General features: G+C 52.5%; 19 protein-coding genes. 3 read left to right on the plus strand and 16 right to left on the minus strand.

What is annotated here, in order from left to right; all coding sequences use genetic code 11:
• Window positions 1-30: 30 nt before the first annotated feature.
• From BUA40_RS05215 to BUA40_RS05250, 8 genes are all read right to left on the minus strand, one after another.
• Window positions 31-1,344, minus strand: coding sequence for an MFS transporter (locus BUA40_RS05215; protein WP_072799143.1), 1,314 nt, complete (start codon window positions 1,342-1,344; stop codon window positions 31-33).
• A gap of 19 nt (window positions 1,345-1,363) precedes the next feature.
• Window positions 1,364-2,365, minus strand: coding sequence for a tetratricopeptide repeat protein (locus BUA40_RS05220; RefSeq protein ID WP_072799145.1), 1,002 nt, complete (start codon window positions 2,363-2,365; stop codon window positions 1,364-1,366).
• On the minus strand, window positions 2,355-2,960 hold the full coding sequence (locus BUA40_RS05225) for an energy transducer TonB (protein ID WP_255369212.1): 606 nt from the start codon (window positions 2,958-2,960) through the stop codon (window positions 2,355-2,357). Before BUA40_RS05225 ends, BUA40_RS05220 begins: the two co-directional genes overlap by 11 nt.
• Window positions 2,961-3,031: 71 nt before the next feature.
• On the minus strand, window positions 3,032-3,436 hold the full coding sequence (locus BUA40_RS05230) for an ExbD/TolR family protein (protein ID WP_072799149.1): 405 nt from the start codon (window positions 3,434-3,436) through the stop codon (window positions 3,032-3,034).
• Window positions 3,433-4,089 (minus strand): MotA/TolQ/ExbB proton channel family protein, encoded by a 657-nt coding sequence (locus BUA40_RS05235; protein ID WP_072799151.1) that lies wholly within the window; start codon window positions 4,087-4,089, stop codon window positions 3,433-3,435. Before BUA40_RS05235 ends, BUA40_RS05230 begins: the two co-directional genes overlap by 4 nt.
• Window position 4,090: 1 nt before the next feature.
• Window positions 4,091-5,608, minus strand: coding sequence for a MotA/TolQ/ExbB proton channel family protein (locus BUA40_RS05240; RefSeq protein WP_083585289.1), 1,518 nt, complete (start codon window positions 5,606-5,608; stop codon window positions 4,091-4,093).
• Window positions 5,609-6,403 (minus strand): DUF3450 family protein, encoded by a 795-nt coding sequence (locus tag BUA40_RS05245; RefSeq protein WP_072799321.1) that lies wholly within the window; start codon window positions 6,401-6,403, stop codon window positions 5,609-5,611.
• 75 nt (window positions 6,404-6,478) lie between these two features.
• Window positions 6,479-7,216, minus strand: coding sequence for an ankyrin repeat domain-containing protein (locus BUA40_RS05250; RefSeq protein WP_072799154.1), 738 nt, complete (start codon window positions 7,214-7,216; stop codon window positions 6,479-6,481).
• 168 nt (window positions 7,217-7,384) lie between these two features.
• Here BUA40_RS05250 and BUA40_RS05255 point away from each other — a divergent pair, with 168 nt between their 5' ends.
• The gene (locus BUA40_RS05255; protein WP_143149693.1) at window positions 7,385-8,164 is read left to right on the plus strand and encodes a hypothetical protein; all 780 of its coding nucleotides are present in this window, start codon (window positions 7,385-7,387) and stop codon (window positions 8,162-8,164) included.
• A gap of 17 nt (window positions 8,165-8,181) precedes the next feature.
• Here BUA40_RS05255 and BUA40_RS05260 read toward each other — a convergent pair whose 3' ends face one another.
• Window positions 8,182-10,416 (minus strand): LysM peptidoglycan-binding domain-containing protein, encoded by a 2,235-nt coding sequence (locus tag BUA40_RS05260; RefSeq protein WP_072799159.1) that lies wholly within the window; start codon window positions 10,414-10,416, stop codon window positions 8,182-8,184.
• Window positions 10,417-10,575, minus strand: a complete 159-nt coding sequence (locus BUA40_RS14520; RefSeq protein ID WP_158278335.1) for a hypothetical protein — start codon at window positions 10,573-10,575, stop codon at window positions 10,417-10,419. It abuts the gene before it with no gap.
• A 59-nt stretch (window positions 10,576-10,634) separates the two neighbouring features.
• Here BUA40_RS14520 and BUA40_RS05265 point away from each other — a divergent pair, with 59 nt between their 5' ends.
• Window positions 10,635-12,752, plus strand: a complete 2,118-nt coding sequence (locus tag BUA40_RS05265) for an OmpA family protein (protein WP_083585290.1) — start codon at window positions 10,635-10,637, stop codon at window positions 12,750-12,752.
• A 65-nt stretch (window positions 12,753-12,817) separates the two neighbouring features.
• Window positions 12,818-13,399, plus strand: coding sequence for an FKBP-type peptidyl-prolyl cis-trans isomerase (locus tag BUA40_RS05270; RefSeq protein ID WP_072799164.1), 582 nt, complete (start codon window positions 12,818-12,820; stop codon window positions 13,397-13,399).
• Window positions 13,400-13,476: 77 nt separating this feature from the next.
• On the opposite strand, the gene BUA40_RS05275 is transcribed toward BUA40_RS05270, so the two are convergent.
• The 6 genes from BUA40_RS05275 to BUA40_RS05300 form a co-directional block, all read right to left on the minus strand.
• The gene (locus BUA40_RS05275) at window positions 13,477-14,658 is read right to left on the minus strand and encodes a hypothetical protein (RefSeq protein WP_143149694.1); all 1,182 of its coding nucleotides are present in this window, start codon (window positions 14,656-14,658) and stop codon (window positions 13,477-13,479) included.
• Between the two features lie 90 nt (window positions 14,659-14,748).
• Window positions 14,749-15,633 carry an NAD(P)H-binding protein gene (locus BUA40_RS05280; protein ID WP_072799169.1) on the minus strand — a complete coding sequence of 295 codons (885 nt, stop codon included), beginning with the start codon at window positions 15,631-15,633 and terminating at the stop codon, window positions 14,749-14,751.
• A gap of 2 nt (window positions 15,634-15,635) precedes the next feature.
• Window positions 15,636-17,105, minus strand: coding sequence for a DnaA ATPase domain-containing protein (locus BUA40_RS05285; RefSeq protein WP_072799171.1), 1,470 nt, complete (start codon window positions 17,103-17,105; stop codon window positions 15,636-15,638).
• Window positions 17,106-17,475: 370 nt separating this feature from the next.
• Window positions 17,476-17,910, minus strand: a complete 435-nt coding sequence (locus BUA40_RS05290) for a hypothetical protein (RefSeq protein ID WP_072799173.1) — start codon at window positions 17,908-17,910, stop codon at window positions 17,476-17,478.
• A 29-nt stretch (window positions 17,911-17,939) separates the two neighbouring features.
• Entirely contained in the window at window positions 17,940-19,250 is a 1,311-nt protein-coding gene (locus BUA40_RS05295; RefSeq protein WP_072799324.1) for a U32 family peptidase C-terminal domain-containing protein, read from the minus strand.
• A 42-nt stretch (window positions 19,251-19,292) separates the two neighbouring features.
• Window positions 19,293-20,828 carry a hypothetical protein gene (locus tag BUA40_RS05300; RefSeq protein WP_072799175.1) on the minus strand — a complete coding sequence of 512 codons (1,536 nt, stop codon included), beginning with the start codon at window positions 20,826-20,828 and terminating at the stop codon, window positions 19,293-19,295.
• Window positions 20,829-20,990 lie beyond the last annotated feature (162 nt).

The raw sequence follows: 20,990 nt of genomic DNA on the forward strand, positions 1-20,990 counted from the left end.
ACAAATGTAGAAAAAGACGTCGTTCTCTATTTAATGCCGGTCCAGCTTTCGTTTGATTCGCGCTTGTTTCAGCTTGTTTTTACGGCGTTCACGGCGGCGTTCCTTACGGAGCCTTCGGCGCAGTTCCGCCATTTTCTCGACCTGGTGCAAAATGTCCTTGATTCGCTCGGTCGCGAAAGCATTATGTAACTTTTTTCGCGTCACATAATCGAGCAAGCAAACACACAGCAAAAGGCAGCCCACAAATAACGCAAGCGCCACCGGCCACACAATCACAGATGTCTTAATCGCTACAAGTCCAAACGCTGGCGGCATCAGAATAGAGCCCACATAAGAGCCTGCCATTTGAATACTAATCGCGCGGCCCGAAAGTTCTTCGCCAAATCGCGCTGGGGTCGCATGAATGAGTGAGGGATACACCGGAGCGCAACCGAGCCCAAGCAGGCAAATACACACTGGCGTAAACCAGAGCGGCAAAGGTAATACCAGAACAAGACAGCCGAGCACCACGATGGCAATACCCGCATGCACCAAGCGCATATCCGTAAACTTGATAGCGAAAAAGCCGCTTAGAATGCGCCCAATCATGACAGAGGCAAACATGAGCGAAACCGCGATTGCCCCGATTTCTGGTTCAAAGCCACGAGCCACCAAGTAAGTACCGCACCAAAGGCTTGTGGAAATTTCAAGCGACGAATAAAAGAAGAACACCCAGAAAGAAAGCTTCATTCCAGGCACCTTGAGCGCCGCCCACAGCGAGATATCCTTTACCGCAGGCGCCTGCTGCGATTCACCACGCTTTTCCGTCTTTTTCCAAATCGGGAGCGTTATAAGCATCATCACGGCAATCACCGCAAGCAGCAAGGCGACCATGTCATAGGCACCACGCCAGCCGACACCAGTCACCACCGAAATCGAAAACAGAGCCGGGCCAAGGCACGCACCCACGCCCCAGCTGGCATGCAGCCAACTCGTGTGTTTCGATTCCAAATAAATGGCAGCAAAATTGTTCATCGCGACATCAATCGCGCCCGCCCCGATTCCCATAGGAACCGCAAACAGGCACATCATCCAAAATGTCGTCGAAAATCCGTAACCAAACGAAGCCACCGCCGTAAGCGCAATACTCGCAAAAACAAGCTTACCCGTTCCCATCAGGCGCAAAAGCGCGGGCGTCCACAAACTCGAAACAATCGTTCCCACACTGACGATAATCGACAAGAGCCCCGCCGCCGAAAGAGGCGCATTCAGGTCAAGCTGCATCACGGGCCATGCAGCCCCAAGCACTGTATCAGGAAGCCCTAGGCCAATAAAGGCCGCATATATGACAACGAGTAAAAGCAAGCGCTACACCACGAAGGATCTACTTTTTCTCGCGAATGCGCTTGTACAGGCTTTCGGCTTTTTCGGTATCGCCCGCATTCGAGAATACGTGGCCTACGTTTTCGGCACCGATGCGCCCCTGCGAATTCCCAGCCACCCAAGCCTTCATGTAGCAATCGAACGCTTCGTCATAGCGTTTCTGGGTAAAGTAAATCTGTCCCAAATCAAGGTTCAAATCCGCCTTGCCCTTATTGTGGCGAAGTCCTTCTTCAAGCGTGAAGATCGCCATCCACGGAGAATTGTTCTGCACATACATTTGCGCCAAGTAGCGGCGTGCCGAAACATTTTCCGGATCCATCAAGATTCCGTTTTCCATTTCGTTCAAGGATTGCCTCGTGGAATCCATGCTGCGGTAGTAATAAGCCATCGTAAAGTGAACATCGGCGCCCGCAGTAGCGGTCATCTGCAATGCATTCTGAAGAGTCTTGATGGCGTATTCATAGTCGCCCAATTTTTCATAAACTTCAGCAAGGCCATACCACGCATCCATACGGTCCGGGTTCAGCTGCAGGGCGCGTTCAAAATTCTTCTGAGCAAGAGTCCAGTCACGGCCCTTGAGGTAGCATTCCGCCAAGGCAAAATGCACATGATCCGATTCCACGCCAAGTTCAATGGCGCGATTGTAAGCCGCAATGGCCTCGCCCACATCACCACCCAAGTAGTAAAGATCGCCGAGGAGCATCCAGGCCTTTTCAAAAGTCGGCAGAAGTTCTACCGTACGCTTGTAAGCGACCATTGCCACCTGCTTGCGGTCCAGCTGCACCATAGCATTGCCCAAGTTGAACCAGGCAAACGGTTCGTAGCGACCTTCATCAATCGCCGCACGGTACAGCGGCACCGATTCCTTAAACTTACCCTGATCGTAAAGTTCATTCGCCTTAAAGAAGTAGTCTTCAGCGGCATGGACATGCAACGCGGAAAGCAAAAGCAGTAGGAAGTAGACAGTAGGAAGTAGGAAGATGTGATTAGATTTAATTGACAAAGCGGAACTCCTTTGTGGCCTTCTGTGCCACGGGGAATCCGCCCAACTGTGCCGGGCTAAACTTCCACTGTCTTACAGCCTTGAGGGCTTCGTTGTCAAATCCATAACCGGGCGGGTCCTGTGTCAACACCTGAGCCTGCGCCACATCGCCATACACGTCGATCACAATCAAAACTTTCACATAACCCGAAACACCTAGGCGTTTCGCCTTTTCGGGGAACTTCGGCTGAATTTCACGCAACACCTGCGCCTGTTCATCCACTTCGCCGGCTTCGTATACCACATTTTCCATGGAGCCTGTTCCTACGGCCACGCCATCGCCAGCGGCACCGCGGGCAAGCGACAAATCCATCTGGAAATTCTGGCTGCGGGACACGCCCATATTCGAAGAAATCTTGAACGGGTTCGGGTTCACGATCGTGCGAATCACCTTCTGCTTGACTTCAGGCTTCTTTTCACTCACCAGAACTTCCACCTCGGTCACGGCCTCGAGTTCCTTTTCCCCCTTGACACCCTTGTTAGACATCAGCGCATTGATGACGGGGATAGCAAGGAAGAATACCGCACTCACGACAAAGGAGAGTACGAACGCCACCGGGAATCGGAAATATTTTGCGAGGAAATCAAGCATGAACTAGTTAGAAGTAGGAAGTTGGAAGTAGGAAGTTACTCCTCCTTATTGGCCGAAATGGAGACCTTGCGGACTTTGGCGAGGTTGCATTCATCGAGAATGTCAACGACGACTCCGTTAGGGGCGTCGCGGTCGCTCACGATAATCACCGGGCGGTCAGGAGCTTCTGCCATCATCTGGCGGAGCACCGTATTCAACGTCGACAAGTTCACCTGCGTTTCGTTAATGTGAATCGTTCCTTGGCGAGTCACACCAATCAAGATGCTTTCCTTAGCCAGTTCCTTGGCAGAGCTAGCCTTGGGCTTTGTCACATCTACGCCGGTTTCACGGGTAAAGGTCGAAGTCACAATAAAGAAGATGAGCAAGATAAACACCATGTCGAGCATCGGCGACACGTCTACCCTACCGGCTTCCTGTGAACGTTTACGAATAAAACTCATTTTTCCTCCGATTTCTTTTCAAATACGTAGGATTCATATTTCAAAGCCTCGCTCCAGGCGATTTCTTCCACCTTTTCAACTTTGCTGGCCAAGAAGTTGTAAGCCAGCATCAAGGGGAAGGCAACCAAAAGGCCCGCCTGGGTCGTCAGGAGTGCTTCGGAAATGCCATCTGCCATCAGCACCGGATTGCCGAAACCGAAAAGTTGAATGGACTTGAAGGTATGCACCATACCGGACACCGTTCCCAAAAGGCCAAGCAACGGAGCAATGGCGGCGCAAGTCGAAATCGTCTTCAGCCCCTTAGACAAATTGACCGATATGCGGTGGCGAGTCGCTTCCATGGCATTGCGGACCGCTACGGGGCCTTGATCCTTGTAGTTACGGATATCCGATGCAAGCGCGTAGAAGTAGCCAAAACGGCGACGTTCCAACTTTTTGAAGGCCGCTTCTTCGCCGCTTTTCTGCAGCGTTTTCCAGAAACCGCCCAAGCCGTTAATGCTACTCCCCTTCAGCATAAAATAGTAGCCGTAACGTTCAATCATCAAAAACCAGCCGAACCAGCCCAACGCAAACAGCGGGGCCAATACCCAGCCACCTCTAAAGAGGATGCCGAATACAGCTTCCAATATGGAATTTTGATCGACCGGAGCCAAATTAGTCTTCCTTGACCGATTCGTTAATCCAAAGGGCGTTCAACACCGCAAGGCCTGCAGCTTCCATGCGGCCACGCAAAGCATCGGCGCGGTTCGTAAGGAAGGTGTGCAACAGCTGCAGCGGAATGGCAACAATCAAGCCCGCTTCCGTCGTCACGAGGGCGATGGAAATACCGCCAGCCAAAAGCTTCGGGTCAGAAGTGCCATGCATGGTAATGACATCGAAAAGTTCGATCATACCCATCACGGTACCCAAAAGGCCAAGCAGCGGAGCCGTTGCCGCAAACACGGAAATCCAGGAAAGTCCCATTTCAATCTTCGGGGATTCCGCAGCAAAAACTTCTTCCAGGGCCTTCTCGGCAGAAGCGCGATTGGCGTAATTCTTGCCCAGCACCGTGCGCAGCACCTTGCCCACCTTACCGTGGAGTTTCGAAGTCAGGCTGCGAGCCATAGCCACATCGCCCTTTTCCAAGGCCTTAATGCAACGCCTGGTAGAAAGTCCACCAAAGCCGGCGATCACCAACCAGATGAGGCGCCACAGCACAATCAAGAGACCGAGGCCGAAAAGCGTCGCGATGGGATACATCAGAATACCGCCATTCTTGAAGAACACCTTGAGGTCATCCTTCCAGGTGGTTTCCTGGTGGTTCGCCATTTCAGAAGAAAGTTCCGTACTCAAGAGTACATCTACCGGCACCATGACGTAGGCGGAATCTTTCGCTCCGGCAAAAGCCTTGCTGATTTCAGACTTCGTATCGGGAGTCAAGTTTTCTTGCCAGCTGAACACGCGCTTCTTTTCGCCAGCTACCGGAAGCATCAATGCCGCCGGATGCAAGCCGTTGATATCGACGGCGTTTGCCATCTGCATGGCATAGAGGCCACCCAAACGCATACGGTCACCCTGGGCGACAGAAGAACCGAACACCAGTTCAGCCTTCTCTACACCGCTTTCGCGAGTGAATTCCATTTCGGAGCGGGCTGCGTTCAAAATCGATTGAGCAATGCGCAGGGGATCGTCCCTGTACAGGCCCATTTCCTTTTTCACCTTGTTCTGCACTTCGATGCGGTCAGCCACCTTGAAGGGGATTCCCTGTTCGGTGAACTTCGCAAGCGTTTCGAGGCGTTCCGGACCGGCGGCAAGCGACAAGTATTCAGCGCGGGCCTTTTCAGCCTGCAGCTTCACCTGGGCCAAGTCTTCACGGGCAACGCGCACGTCTTCGAAAAGGCGGGCACGTTCCGACATCAAGGCGTCCACCTTTTCCTTGCTTTCGTTGTACTTTTCGTTAAAGAGTTCGCGTTCCTGGTTGGCGGTTTCGCGGTCCTTCCAACGGGCAGCTACAGCCATATCGCGCTTCTTGCGGGCTTCTTCGAGGTCTGCCTTCGCGCTGTTCAATGCAGCACGCTTCTTCACGGCATCGACATCCGCATTCTGCTGGGCATAAGAGAGCGGCGCCAACACAGCGAGAGAGGCTATGAAAACGAGAGACGAGAGACGAGAGACGAAAGATTCGAATTTCATTTACTTGCCCTCCTTCGGAATCGTTACCGGAATCGTGACAAGTCTCGGAGCGGTCTTGCCTTCGGCCACCTTCATCACGTCCTTCAGCACGGTACGCATGGCCAAGTTATCGGACACGTTCTTCCAGGCATAACCGCCATCGGCAGTCCGTGCAAGCCACAGCACATCGTTACCGTCGTTGCTCACGAAAATGGAGGCGACTGCACCGTAGCGCAAATAAGTTCCGGGAACGCTGCGGGCGTCCACCTGCAAAAAGCCCTTGTAGACTTCGGTGGTGTAACCCAGGCGAATACGGTCATAGAAAACTTCGAGTACACGGTTCAAGCCATCGTCGGCTTCAATCAAGCCCTTGTGGAGCTGGTTTGCAATTTCCTGCACACTCTTGACGGTTTCTTCGTTACGGTACGGGAAATCCGATTCAAACACGGGAACCAAGGAATCAATGACCAAGGCCAGGGATTCGCCATACTTTGCCTTACGGTTTTCAAAGTACTTGACCGTTCCCAGCGTCTTCTGGCGAACGTTTGCCAAGTTCTGGAGTTCCGCCTTCAGGGAATCGATTTCCGCCTTCAAGGTCTTGTTCTGGGAAGCCAGAGCCTGCACCTTTTTGCGGCCCACTTCCACAAATTCGGCATGACGTTTCTTTTCGGCATCATGGAGCGATTTCTCGCGGGCTGTTTCAGCCTCCACCGCCTTAATCTGGCGACGGACACTTTCTACCGTTTCCTGGGCCTGCGAAACAACGCCCGCAAGGCTCAGGCAAAGGAATATCTTGGTCAGTAAATGAAATTTCATACGCGAAAAATACAAAGAACCGCGGCCATCAGACCACGGTTTCTTTTGAAAAATGCGCGTTTTTCGCAAAAAAGACTACTTCTTGGAGTCCTTGAAGTACTGCGGAGTATTCTTGGCGCCGGCCTTCTTAAGGGCCTTGATCAAGCGGGTATAACCTTCGTTGGTTGCCCAGTCGAGTACAGAGTAGCCCTGGCCGCACTTGGCGTTCACATCGACACCCTTGTTGATGAGGAACATCATGGCGTCGTAGTTACCGTTCTTCACGGTCCAGTGGATCGGGAGGTAACCGTCAGCGCTACGGGAATCGAGCGGTGCGCCAGCTTCGGCGAGCACTTCGAGCATGTCGACTTTACCGGTCTTTGCAGCGAGAAGCACAGCAGTGCCGAGCGTCTGGGTTTCAGCACCTTCGGCCTTGAGCTGAGTCAGGAGGCGGTTCACCACTTCCTTGTTGCCCATCATCACGGCGTTGTCCAGCACGGCTTCGCCGTTGCCGTTCTTCACGTCGGCCTTGGCACCATGTTCAAACAGGTAGTTCAGCACGACCATGTTGCCCTTGTTGGCAGCGATGGCCACGGCGTTGTTGCCGTTGTCGGCCGGAGCGTCAATTTCGAAAGAAGCCTGCAAGAAGAGAGTCATCTTGGCAGTATCGCCGTTCACGGCATAAGAAACAAACTGGTTCGGGGTAAAGGGAATCTGTTGCTTGGTCAGGTACTTGCGCACGGACTGCGGGTCGTTCGGGTCCATCTTGTCGTTACAACCGGTAACGGAAACCATCAATGCGGCGGCGCAAAGGGCCAACAACTGCTTTTTCATAAAAATCTGCTCCAAATGAGGTTTTTCTTAATTTTGGTCTAAAAAATAATCAATTTTTGGGCAATAAACACAAAAAAACTCTATTTAGAACTTTTTTTTACCAAATTATCCCCCACGCCTCCACAGCCCCTTTTTATGCCTCCGGACATTCCTTTATATATTTATGGCATGAGAAAGAGAATTTTTACCCTGATTTTGCTTGCGAGCACCCTTACCTTTGCCGACCGAGTGGTCATCGACACCTCCATGGCGGCTTCTACCGACAACGACTACAAGGATTTCGAGGACCGCGGATCGTTCGGCCCCTATATGGAATTCGGCAGCGTCAAAATGAAAAACGTCAACTATTCCTACAAGGTGAACGGCAGGAGCCACAATATCAGCGTGGACAACACCTACCTTTATGGTGCCTCGGGTAGCCTCCCCCTTACGGAATGGTTCGACATTTACCTGATGGCCGGTTACCAATACCTAGGAGTCAGCCATTCCCCCCGCAACAGGGAGCAGGCTTATCAGGACCTCGCCGCCTATGACGACGAAGACGACTTCTTCGAAGCCCCCTTCGACTCCACCGACCTGGAAGGCCGCCACGAAATCCACACGGCCCTTTTCCAGCTGGGTTTTGACTTCGCCCTGCCCATCGTCATGAATTACAAGCACCAGTTCATGCTCAAGCTTTACGCCTTCGGCGGCGCCGTATTCGGCAAGACCTTCTTTGCCGACGATACCAAGTTCACCTCGCCCGCCATTTACGGTTACGCCTACGGTGCAGGCCTCCGCACGGCATGGCACGGATTCTTCCTGTCGACGGGTTTCAGGAACAACCACGAATATTTCCACACTTATTTCGAGCGCAAGACGGGAGACGTCCGCGACGACGACGAATTCATGCTTGATTTCGACACGTACTTCCAGCCTTACGTGAGCCTCGGAATTACGTTATTCTAAGGAACGATTAAGCAGTCTTACTGCTTGATCTTCAGCATTTCACCAACCTTAATCTTGGTGTCCTGCAAATCGTTCCACTTGACGATTTCTTCGATGGTCACCTTATATTGGCGAGAGATGTCCCAGAGACCCTCACCTTTTTTGACGGTGTGAATCTTGAACTGCGCTTCTTGAGCGGTACCGGCGACCTTCAGCTTCTGCCCCACGCTCAAGCTAGAGGAACTGCCCATGTTGTTCAATTCCTGGATCTTTGCCACGGTGGTTCCGAACTTACGGGCAATATTCGTGAGGTTGTCACCCGATTGCACCGTATAGACAGAAGTCTTTTCGTTGGAAGCCTTCGGCTTGGCAGCGGGCTTGCTTTCGGACTTGGCGGTCTTCTTCTCGGCCTTCTTGCGCACGTATTCGGGAATGACCAGAGAATCGCCCACCGAAAGACGGCGGTTAAAGCCTTCGTTCGCCTGCATGAGCATGACCACCGGAACGTCGAAGGTTTCGGCGATTGCCGCGAAGGTATCCCCCTCACGGACAACATACTTTTCGCCCTTTGCCATTTTCGGGCGGATCTTTTCAACCTGGGGTTTCGGTTCGGGTTTAGATACCACTAGGGTGTCGCCTTCCTTGATGACGGCGGCGGCATCCAGGGAATTCCAGGAGCGGACGGAATCTTGGGAAATGCCGAACTTGCGGGCAACGGATGCCAGATTATCATCGGACTTGACAATGTAGGTACGCACCTTTTCGGGTTTCTTGCCGCGATTGGCCTTGGGCTTCGGAGTCACCTTGATCGGAATGAGCAGGGACTGGCCCGCGCGAATGCGGGTATTCTTCATGTCGTTGGCCTGCTGCAGTTCAGACACCTTGATGCCGTACTGGCGGGCAATCATGCCCAGATTTTCGCCCTTGCGGACCTTGTGGTGGTGCCAGCTGGAGAAGTTATTCTTTTCCATCTTGTCGTAGCCATCTACAAAGGCGGCACGAGTACCCACCGGCAAACGCAACAGGTAGGAATCCTTGTTCGGCGGCGTACACCACTTGACCAGTTCCATGTTCAAGGTACGCAGCGTATCTTCGGAGACCTTCAAAAGCTTGGCCACTTCTTCGAGCGGGAAGGAATCGAAAACCGTCACCGTATCGAAATCGGGCTGGTAAGTCTGTTCCACCGTCATCTCGTACTGTTCCGGGTAATGACCGACGACCATGGCCGCCAAGATACGGGGCACATAGCGCATGGTTTCCTTGGGCAGTTCCAAGTCCCAATAGGTCACGGCGATGGTCGTATCGCGGGTCGTGTCTTCCTGCATTTCGCGAAGCAGCCTGCGGACGCGGCCTTCACCGCAGTTGTAGGCCGCCATCGCCAAAAGCCAGTCGTCAAATTCGTCGTGCAGGCGGTTCAGGTACTTGAGAGCGGCCATCGTCGCCTTTTCCGGATTGCGGCGCATATCCACCCAGTAGTCCACTTCCAGGCCGTAGCGCTTGCCCGTTTCGGGAATGAACTGCCACATGCCCGATGCCTTGGCGCGGCTGTAGGCCTTGACCTTGAAGCCCGATTCCACCAAGGCGAGGTAAATCAGGTCGCGAGGCATCTTGGCCGAATCGAGCTGGGCGTAAATCAGCGAGTCATAAGCGGTCTTGCGGTTCAAAGAACCCGCCATGAAGGCGCGTGCCGAAGTCGTCATGTAGTAGATTTCTTGAAGCACGCGCTCGTTGAAACTCACGGGGAGCGTAAACTGCGACAAGTCCAGAGTATCCAGGAAGCTTTCGATCACCTGGAGGGCGGCACTGTCGGCCGCACTTTCGTCGAGAGCGTCAATCCCTTCGATAGAGACATCGTTTCGCGTATAGTTGTCGACATTCTGGCCCATTTCGGCCACGTTGGGGTAAACTTCGTCGAGGGCGCGCACAATGCGGAGCGGCATCTTGACGCGGTAGGCGGAATCTTCGGCCGCAGAGACATTCTTGTAGGTAGAATTGAACCTTTCAGAAACCAACTGCCTCAGGGATTCATCCAGGTAATGTCTAGCCAAAAGCCATTCCTGGTTGTCCATGGCCTGCAAAGCATACTGGTAATAGGTCCAGGACGGGCGAATGGCGAGAGAATCCGAAATTTTTTCCTTGAGGGCCCGTTCCGAAAAAGATTCAGTTTCAGAGGAATCCGCTGTTTCAACCTTGGGCGTCATATCGGGCTTACTAGCACAACCCGCCATGACCAATAGCAATAGGGACAATATACCCGAAACGAAATAATTCATCTAATTTCCAGTTACTTTTTCTACACCAAACCAAATGACACCGGCCAAGACAAAGGCTGCAACCATCTGCAAAATAATGATGATTCGATTCAGTCGATAAGCCTTTTGGGCTTTACGGTGCCAAGAGGGCAGTTCCTGTTTTTCTTCCAATTCCTTCATTTCGCTAGAAATATAGTAATTAGCAGCAATAAGAAATTTTCTATGTTATACATCGAGTTATGAGAAAGCTGTTTGCCGCATTATGCCTAATGTCCATGCCGGTCCTCGCACAGGTCGGCATCGTAAGGTCTACCAGCGGCATTCACGCGCCTTCGGCAAAAACGAATCCTCAAGGCTACCTGTACGTTTCGGGCGCATTCGAAATGGCCAGCGACGGAAACACCTTGAGCATGAGCGACGGCTACACCGATTCTAAAGGAAACTTTACCGAACTCGACAACAACACGCCCTCTAACGACGAAACCTTTTTCGTGAGTTTCGCCGTTTTGGACAACCTGGAACTGGGATTTTCGTTACCGGTTCACTACGAAGGCCAAATCAACAATACGAACCTGGACGGAATGGGCCTCGGAGACCTGCAGCTGTCCGCCAAGGGCTCGATCCCTGTCAACGAATGGTTCAATTTGGGTATCAGCGGCGAAATCCTGTTTCCCACGGGTTCCACGGAAAAGGGATTCCGCCCCAGGCACCGCTGGTATATCAAGAGTGACAACAGCGCCTACGCCTTCACCGCCAACAACGCGGCCACCAACATCAACGTCCACTTTTCGTTCGACTGGAGACATTACCTGGTTTTCAACGGCTACACCGGCATCTTGAACGATCTCCAGGATAAGGACAAATACTTCCTCTGGGGTGCCGGCTTCAACGTATTCCCCGAAAAGACCATCACGCTCATTCTCGAAGCTTCTGGCGAAACGCCCTTCCGTTCTACCCGCTGGGGCGACCATTTCTTGAACAGCCCCTTCAGAATCACCCCCGGCCTGCGTGTCAATCTCCCCCGTCAAAGCTACCTGACTATTTCGGGTGATATCGGCTTCCATTACTTCAAGGAGCTGGACACCGAAGACGCCTTGCAAGTCAACCTGAAATCTGGCGGAGAAAGCATCTATTACCCCATGGCAGGTTCACCTGAATTGGGTATCGCCATTACCTTGAGCAAGATTTTCGACTTCAGCTGGGGCGACGACGACCACGACGGCGTTATCGACCGCAAGGACATGTGCCCGAACACCTTCAAGGGACAAGTCGTCAACCCCCGCGGATGCCCCGTGGACGAAGACTTGGATGGTGTCCTGAACATTGTAGACCAATGCCCCGCTACACCGATGGGACTGGCAGTGGACTACAACGGTTGCCCCCTGGACCATGACGGCGACGGCGTGGCAGACTACTTGGATAAATGCCCCAATACCACAGCAGGCTTTGCCGTAGATTCCATCGGCTGTACCTTGGACACCGATGGCGACGGTATTGACGACAACAACGACAAGTGTAACGACTCGCCCAAAGACGAGCCCGTCGGAAAAGACGGCTGCCCGCTGGACCAGGACCACGACGGCATTACCAACGACTTGGACCAATGCCCCGACACTCCCGAAGGCATCTCTATCGACAAGCACGGTTGCCCGCTGGACTTTGACGGCGACGGCGTCCCCGACGATCTGGACAAGTGCCCCAACAGTAAGCTCGGCGAACAAGTCGGCGAATCGGGCTGTCCCCTGGATTCCGACAAAGACGGAGTTCCCGACACCAAGGACGAATGTGCCGACACTCCCGAAGGCGTCTTGGTCAATATTCTCGGTTGCCGCATAGACCAAGACAGTGACGGAATCTTTGACGAAGAAGACAAGTGCCCGGGCACCCCCGAAGGCGCCCCCATCGACAGCTTGGGCTGTCCGCTGGATTCTGACGGCGACGGTATTGCGGACTGGGCGGACCAATGCCCCGGCACCCAAGCGCAGGCAACCATCGACGATTCCGGCTGCCCCACCAACCCCAGGCAGAACTTCAACGTATTCGCCAAGCAAATCCACTTCAAGGGCCATGACACGCTACTGGTGAATTCCAGCTACACCGCCTTGAACGACATCGTGTACCACATGCGACAATACCCGGTGAATCTGGAAATCCAGTGCGCCGCCAGCGACGCCTCTGGCGAAAACGCCAACCGCATTTCTACCGAACGCGCCCAATTCATCTACAACTACCTGGTAAAGAAGGGCATCAGCAAGGATCGCCTCAAGTACCAAGGTTTCGGCAAGAAACTGCCGCCCACCCTCATCCAGAAGAACGGCAGCACGGACGCTGTCAGGTTTATTCCTAGTAGACAGTAGGAAGTAGGAAGTAGGAAGTATTTTTTCTATATTTGAACCTCCCCAAACATTAAAAAGGATTTTCTATGAAGATAGCCGACAAGACTGTTGTCCAGATGCACTACACCCTGACCTCCGACGAAGGCAAGGTCATCGATTCTTCCGAAGGCCGCGAACCGCTGCAGTACATTCAGGGCGCCCACATGATCGTCGTGGGTCTCGAAAAGGCCATGGTCGGCCATGATGTCGGCGACAAGTTCGACGTCAAGGTGATTCCGTCCGAAGGCTACGGCGAATACAACGAAGAAATGACCCAGGAAGTCCCGCTGGACGTTTTCCAGGGTGTCGACAAGGTTGTCGAAGGCATGATGTTCTACGCCCAGACTCCGGCCGGCCCGATGCCGATCCGCGTGAAGTCCGTTTCCGAAAAGACCGCCGTCATCGATGCGAACCATGAACTCGCCGGCCAGAACCTGAACTTCGCCATCGAAGTCGTTTCTGTGCGTGAAGCTACCGAAGAAGAACTGAACCCGGGTCACCACTGCTGCTGCGGCGGCAAGGGCGAAGGCGACCACGAATGCGAATGTGGCGGTCACGGCAACAAGGAAAACTGCGACGGCAACGGCGGTTGCGGCTGCGAACACCACGCCGAGCACCACAACAAGTAATCGCACCTTAAATTTTAACATCAGAAAACGCCCCGCTAGATGCGGAGCGTTTTTCAATTTGCGGTCAAAGCCTTATTTTACTCGTACTGCGGGACTTCCCATTCCTTCGGAACGGGAGCGGTGTCGTTATGCTTGTAGGTGAAGCCCTTTTCCGGGTCCAGTTTTTCAACAGCACCCTTCACCGCGGACTTGCACTTGCTACCATCTGCAAAGACCGTGCAGCTCTTGTTCATGAGAATCAGCTGGTCGCCAAACACGGCCCAGATGCCGGTTCTCTTGCCCTGAGGCACCTTGCTCAAGGTCCACTCTAAAGTATAATCGCCGTTGCTATCGAGGGAAAGCGACCACTTGGTGTCTTCGTCATAAGCCACCCAGCTACCGGCCAGCTTTTCGCTATCCACTTCCTTGCTTTCAAGCTCGGCCTTCGTGCATTCCAACGTGCTGCCCGCCTGAATGGTCATCTTGAACTTCTTGTTCAGAGAAGCCATAACGAGGGAATAGGCTTCCGTTTCAAAAAGTTCCGTCACCATCAGCAAGTAACCGCGCTGGATATCGTAGGCGCCAGCCGACCACGTCGTGGAATCGCCGATCTTTTCTTCGACGATATAGCTGTCCTTGTAGAAAGAATACACCTGTTCCAGCTTTTCGGTTTCGTTTTTGCAAGTAAGCTTGGTTCCATGCAGTTCGTTGGCGTCCGAAATATCGTTACGGTCAACGTCTACAGGAGACTTCTTGACATCCTTGTAGTCGCCATCATTGACAGAAACCTGCAGCTGGTCGTTTTCGTTGACGATAAACTTGAGCGTTGCGGTCTTTTCAAAGAATGCCTGCATTTCGTCGGAGCTCTTCGAGTCAGACCCCATAAAGGAACCGTTGTCGGTGCTTATCTTAATCACGCCGCCCTTGAAATCCGAATGGACCGCAATCACAGCCATCGAAGAGGCATCCTGAATCCACAGGGAGAACACGCCCTGCTTATTTCCCGAAGCGAGGTACAGTTCGGTTCCGAACATTTCGCCGAGAGTCATGTTCTTTTCCAAGTCATCCAAGGTTGCGGCGCGGGTGCCCTTGGGCACATCGGCTTCTTCGGAAGACGACGATTCCGTCGTCGAAGAAGAAGACGTTTCTTCGACGCTAGAAGAAGAACCGTCGTCGCCACGTTCCACGTTAGACGAATTATCGTCGCTGCCACAAGCGGCCAGCATCAAGGTCATCGCCAAGGCAGATGCCCCCAGAACAGAACAAACTTTAAAATTCATACATACCTCGTTTTATGCATAGGAATATAAACAAAAAAAAGGGCAATGTAAATAATTGCCGATTTTTTGTGATAAAATACGCTTTTTAACTCAAATTTCTAAGGGTGAACCGGGATTATAGCCCAAATCGGCCCTAGCGTTTTCGATATCGGGAGCGGCGTCGTACAAAAAGCCCGCAAGGGCCTGTTCTGCCGTAACGGGTTTCCCGCCAATCCAGCTTTTGAGCACGGCAAGTTTTTTTGCAATCCACCAGGGCACCGGAATCATCCAATGACGCTTGCCCGCCAGCTTCAAGACCGCCTTGGCCATCTCCGCCATCGAAAGGACACCCTCGCCAGCCAAGGCGTAAGTCTTACCAACGGCATTTTCGGAAAGACCGGCCAAGGCAATTCCCTTGACCAAGTCAACGCTTTTGACGGGGCGCTTGAGGCACTTGCCGCCACCGGGCAAGAAATACACCGGGAAGCGTCGCACATAGTTGGCGTACATGTTGAATTCGATTCCACCGCCGTAACCGACCGGTTCGCCTATCACCAGCGTCGGGCGCACGATCGTCCATTGCAGGCCGGATTCCTTGACGCAAGACTCCCCCGCCAGTTTGCTTTTGCCGTACTCCGTCAGTACAGGGTACGTCACCGAAATGCTTGAAACGTAAAGGAGGCGCTTTACACCGGCTTCTTTGGCGGCGGCAACCACATTCCGGGTTCCGTTGGTATTGATGCGTTCAAAGGCGCCCGGCTTTGTCGAAAGAAGGATGGCGGCCAGGTGGTAGACCAAATCTACGCCCACAAAGGCCTTGCGGATTGAATCCGCATCCGAAACATCCCCATAAAAGACCTCCACCCCCTCGGGTAAAAACCCAGCCTGGGTATCGCCCGGGAGCACAAGCACGCGAACACACACATCACGAGCCAAAAGTTCCCGACAGAGCGCCTTCCCTACGACGCCTGCGCCACCCGTCACCAAAGCAATCATTGCTAGGCTTCCAGCAAATAGCGGATATCCTTGACCTTGCGGGCAAGGTCTTCGTCTTTATCCATCTGCTTCACAAGTGAACGGATTGCGGCGATAACAGAAGAGTAATCCCTGTTAAAGAATTCGCCAATATTTACGAGCGATGTACTGGTCATTTCGCGGCAAAGGTACATCGCCACCTTACGCGGAAGGGCTACACCGGCGTCCTGGCGCTTGCTTGCAAGGGCCGTGAGGTCGCAGCCGAATTCCATGGCCACGGTTTCGGAGATTCCCTTGACTGAAAGTTCCTCGACGCCAGAGGTTCCCGGAGCTGCCACCAAGCGCTTGACGGCGCCCAGGTCCAGGTTCTCTTCGCAGAATTCGTTCATGGCACGGAGACCGTTCAGCATGCCCTCGATCACGCGGAAGTTTTCGCGCGGTGGGAGCGACAGGAACCTGCAAATTTCTTCGCGGTCCTTGTCGACGAACGGAATGCTCATGGACTTCTTCTGGATCAGCTTCATGCGAGTCGTAAGGTCCGGTACATCGAGGCCCACAGCCACGCAAGATTCCAGCGGAGCCAGAAGCTTTTCCGAAATGCACGGGATTTCGGAATGGCCCTTGGGGCGCGCTTCGCCTTCGCGAAGCGGATTGAACTGCGACGGATGCCTGTCGCAAGAAAGCACCACCTGCTTGCCCTGGGCGCGCAAATGCTTAATCAAAATGGCAAGGCGCTTCTGCGTGCTGACGCCATATTCCAGAAGCTGGACGTCGTCCAAAAGCAGCACATCGCAGTTTTCGTACTTTTCCTGGAAGGCGTAAGCAAGTTCACGGACGTTGCCGAGTTTTGCGTCTAGCGTCTTGCTCATGGCCGTAGCGTCACGCAGGAATTCGTAAGCATGGCAATAGACCACGCGGATCTGGGAATTGCTCTTGAGCATCTGTCCGGCAATGGACTGCAACAAATGAGTCTTGCCGAGACCGGACTTGCCATATACAAAAAGCGGATTCAAGGCCGGATCGCCCGGCTTTTCGGCCACGGACTTGCAAGCTTCACAAGCGGTAAAGTTGCAGTCGCCTTCGATAAAGTTCTCGAAAGTATAGCCGGCATACAAAGAAAGCTTGAGACGGGGGGCGCGCTTCTTGGCGGCAACACGGGCCGGGCGCACGGGCGGAAGCTTCGGGGCTGCCGGAGTCGACATCACCTGCACGCTTTTTTCGCTAGCGGCAATCGAAATCTTGAAATCAACAAAGGATTCACCAAGGACTTCGGAAAAGGCGGTACGCAATACACCGGCGTAATGGGCGTTCACCCAATCTCTGCGAAATTCATCAGGAACCGTTATCTGGGCGTAGCCGTCAAAAAATCCCTCGTATCCGACCATATCAAGGATTTCGAGGCCCAAATAATCATTACATTCAATATGCGCACGGTCCAACACCAACTGCCAGACCGAAGATTCAGAATTCAAAAGAGCAACAGAGTTCGTCACGTTCTACCAATCATCTAAAAAAGCATGAAAAAATTAAATAAAGCATACAACAAAATGTCAGGGGCATGCATTTTTTTTTGAAAAGTGGCGATTTTAGCTCAAAAACTGCAAAAAATTATTTATTACCAATATTGCCCCCATTGTTACAAACAAATCACGCTTTTAGTCACTCCGCAATCAAGACAGACTCCCTATGATTGGAACAACTTATCAACAGAAAAATTTTGAACTATGTCTTGACAAGAAAATGAACACTTTTAGTGAACAAAGGTGCATTATTTTTTTTAAGCATACAAAAAAATAACTGCCCATTTTTGTCAAAAAAAGGCAGTTTTTCGTAGAAGATATTGATTATCAAGGATTTAGCGTTCTATTTATTTTCGTCGACTTTCGACTGGAGATTTTCGATACGCTGTTCCAGCATTTTTTGAATTTCGGGCAGGAGTTTATCCTTGATGCGGTCCAGATAAAGGCACTGCAACTGGATCATACGGTTACGATGCCTACCGGCGTGTTCCTGGATCCAACGACTCACCGCCACCTGACGATCCTGCATACGTTCCTGCAGCACCTGCTTGATATACGTTGTCTGTACAGACATATAACGCTGCATATTGAAGGGAAGCTTGTAGGTGCGGATAAACTGCTTAAGCAATTCCAGAAGCGACAAGTTCTGCGCCCTGCGTTCCTGAATGAATTGCTTCAATTCTTCGCAGTGGCACTGAAAGAAAGGCATAATGGCTTTATCATCAATCTGATAAAGTTCCAGTTCGTCTTGTTTCTTTGTCGCTTCGTCGACGGCCATACGCAATAAATTTATAAAAAATTCAAATTTTATGTGATTTTACGCACAAAAAAGGCAAAATTCGCACCAAATGAAAGATTTTCGTCATTTTCTTGTAAGAAAACGATTCCCTCGGTCCCCGGATGCAGGCGATCCACATCTCCCCCCCTGAAATCTTTCATCGCCTCGATCTTGCAAGGAGCCATTCCCGACGGTGTCATCAACTCCAGGGAATCGTCGATAGAGAAGGGCGTCTTGACGTTTACGCGGCAAGAATTCGTAGCAGCATCGTAAGACAGGACCTGCGCCGCCACGCAGCCACCGGGAGCTTCTTCGTGAGTGGACTCGTAATTCTGCGGCAGAGGGCCACGCAGGAATCCCGGCATGAATCCGCGACCATCCACAAAGGAAATCGCGCGACGGCTTTCGTCGGAAACCTTCACCGATTCCGTAGGCACGCCCTGTGCAAACTGATCGGCACAAGAATCTATCGCCATACGGTAGGCACGCACCACCTGACTCAAGTAATACACCGACTTGGTGCGACCTTCGATCTTGAACGAATCAAGCCCCGCCGCCATCAGTTCCGGAATCACGTCGATCGCGCAAATGTCGCGGCTACTCATGAAGTATGTGCCCCAAGTGTCTTCGTCCAAGGCAATCGGATCCAGTTCCGGGCGGTCGGTGCGCTGCAGGCGGAAGGAGCCTTCATGCTCCTGATAGTTTTCGCACTGCGGCTCCGGGTTTGCGTACAAACGATACGGCATGCGGCAGCTGTTATCGCAGGCGCCCTGGTTGGCATCGCGGCGAGTCACCCAGTTACTGAGCATACAGCGACCGGACATCGACATACAGACGGCACCATGCACGAAAACTTCCAATTCCAAATCCGGCAAGCGGTCCTTGATTTCCAAAATCTCGGACAAACGAAGTTCACGGCTCAAAATCACGCGGCTCACGCCAAGGTCATGCCAGAACTTGGCCGCCAAATAGTTCGTGGTATTCGCCTGTACAGACAAATGAATCTCGACCTCGGGTCGCACTTCGCGCAACCAACCCACAAAACCGGGGTCCGCCACAATCAATGCGTCAGGTTTCAAGTCAATGGCCGCAAGCAAGGCCTTCTGGAAAGCCTCCACCTTCACGTTGCGGGGAATCACGTTACTGGTGAGGTAAAACTTCTTGCCCAGGCGGTGGGCATATTCGATACCTTCGGCCAGGTCGTCCAAATTCTTAAAACCGTTTTCGCGGGCACGGAGCGAAAAGGCGGGCTGCCCCGCATATACGGCATCGGCGCCGTAAGCGAAGGCGTACTTCATGCGAACAAGGTCGCCAGCAGGAGCTAAGAGTTCAGGTAGCATTGTAGTAGACAGTAGGAAGTTGGAAGGGGTGTGGGTTCGCAATTACCACTTGAAGCCGGTACGGAGGTAAACCTTTTCGTCGTTGAACAACGTAATCTCGCCGAGGAAGAATACGTACTGTCCTTCGTAGCTGACCGAGGGTGTCAGAGAATATTCCATCTTCGCGCCACGCAAGAAATGCTTGTGGATTTTCATATGGTCCCGACGCGGGGTCGTATCGTTTACAGCGCTGCCGTGATCCGTTCCCTTCCAGAACCAGGTGTTTCGCAAGGATGCAAAAACGTGATGGTCCAGGCGGCCATAAGCGGTAAAGTCAATGGTCTGGCTATTAGGCCCTGCCTGACTGCCCAGCGGGCGGCCCAGATGAGCCATCTGCGCCGTATTCTCGTAGAAGTGGGAATACACGTAAGGTTCGATGCGGGCGTATTCAGCGATAAAGCCCGATTCCAGCAAATGCGACTTGATCTTGAAATCGTGGGCGCCATGCATACCCGCCATCCAAGCCCACTTGGCTTCGATGTTGTCGTTTTTCACGAGACTCACCGGGCTTTCCATGTCATCCAGGAAGAATTCCGTATAAAGGCGGAGTGAATTGAACAAGCGGTAGTTGAAGTCAAAAGAAAGAGAGCCGTTGTTGCTGTCTTCGGAGTAGTTGCCCTTTTCCATGAACAGGGGAACCGTCGGAATGAACAGCCAAGGTTTCAAGTTGTCATACTGAATCTGAAGTTCGCTGATACCGAAGGTCGCATTGCCCACGGCAAGTTCGTAACGGTGGCCAAAGATATTGCGGGTGTTGTCGATATTGCTGGAGCTCATGCTCGAAAAGATGCGCAGGTCTCCATAGAACGAAAGCACGCGCAGCGGGCCAAATTGCATATCGAGCGAAAGCATGTTGTACGGCAGCGCAAACTGGTTCAAGCTCAAGTTATTGTAGTAGCCGGGGCCCCAGTGCATCACGTCGCGGCCAAAGTCCAGGCGCAGCCAATCGTAGTTCAGGGCAATGTGCGTGCGGTAGCGGGCGTAACTGGTATACTCGAGGCCGGAATTGTTTTCTTCTTTCTGGACTTCCAGGAACTCGCCATCAAAAGCTCTTGGGCGATCCGCCGAATGACCTTCATCATAAATACGCGCATCGAGCACGAAGTCAATGGAATCCGCATAACCGCGCAAGTAAATGCCTCCATCGATTCCCGGCCAAATGGTATCGCCAAGAGCTTCGCCGCCGCGGTAGTCCATGCCACCCACCAACGACATCGCCAAAGCCATGCGGGGCTGCGATTTTTCAAAAGAGCCGTGTCCCGAAACCGACGCCCCGTTTTCGTTATCGAAGTAAAGCAGGGCGTTCTTTTCTGTTGCCACAAAGTTCTTGCGGAAAGAGGTATCGCGATGCGGGTAAGCAAAGAACTGACGCCCTTCCCCTGTTGTCACACGATGCAAATCAAACAGCATCGGAGAATTTTCCAACAGGCGCAAGTTGCGAACATTCTCGGGGCCTACCACCGGCGATGCAGCGAAGGCCGGCATAGAAAGCAGGGTTGCCACCCAAAGGGCAAACGGCTTAGACAGGGATATTTTCATAACGTCTCGATTTTACAAGAATCTAAATGGCGTAATTTCTAAAAAAGATAGCTTTTTATTCCCTGTATACACCGAAACAAAAACAAATTGGAGCGATTTGTTCCGAACGGGAAAATTCGTTCCATTTTACGTTTTCTGTTTTTTTTATTAAGTCGTTTTTTC

Source organism: Fibrobacter sp. UWT2 (assembly GCF_900142545.1).
GTDB lineage: Bacteria > Fibrobacterota > Fibrobacteria > Fibrobacterales > Fibrobacteraceae > Fibrobacter.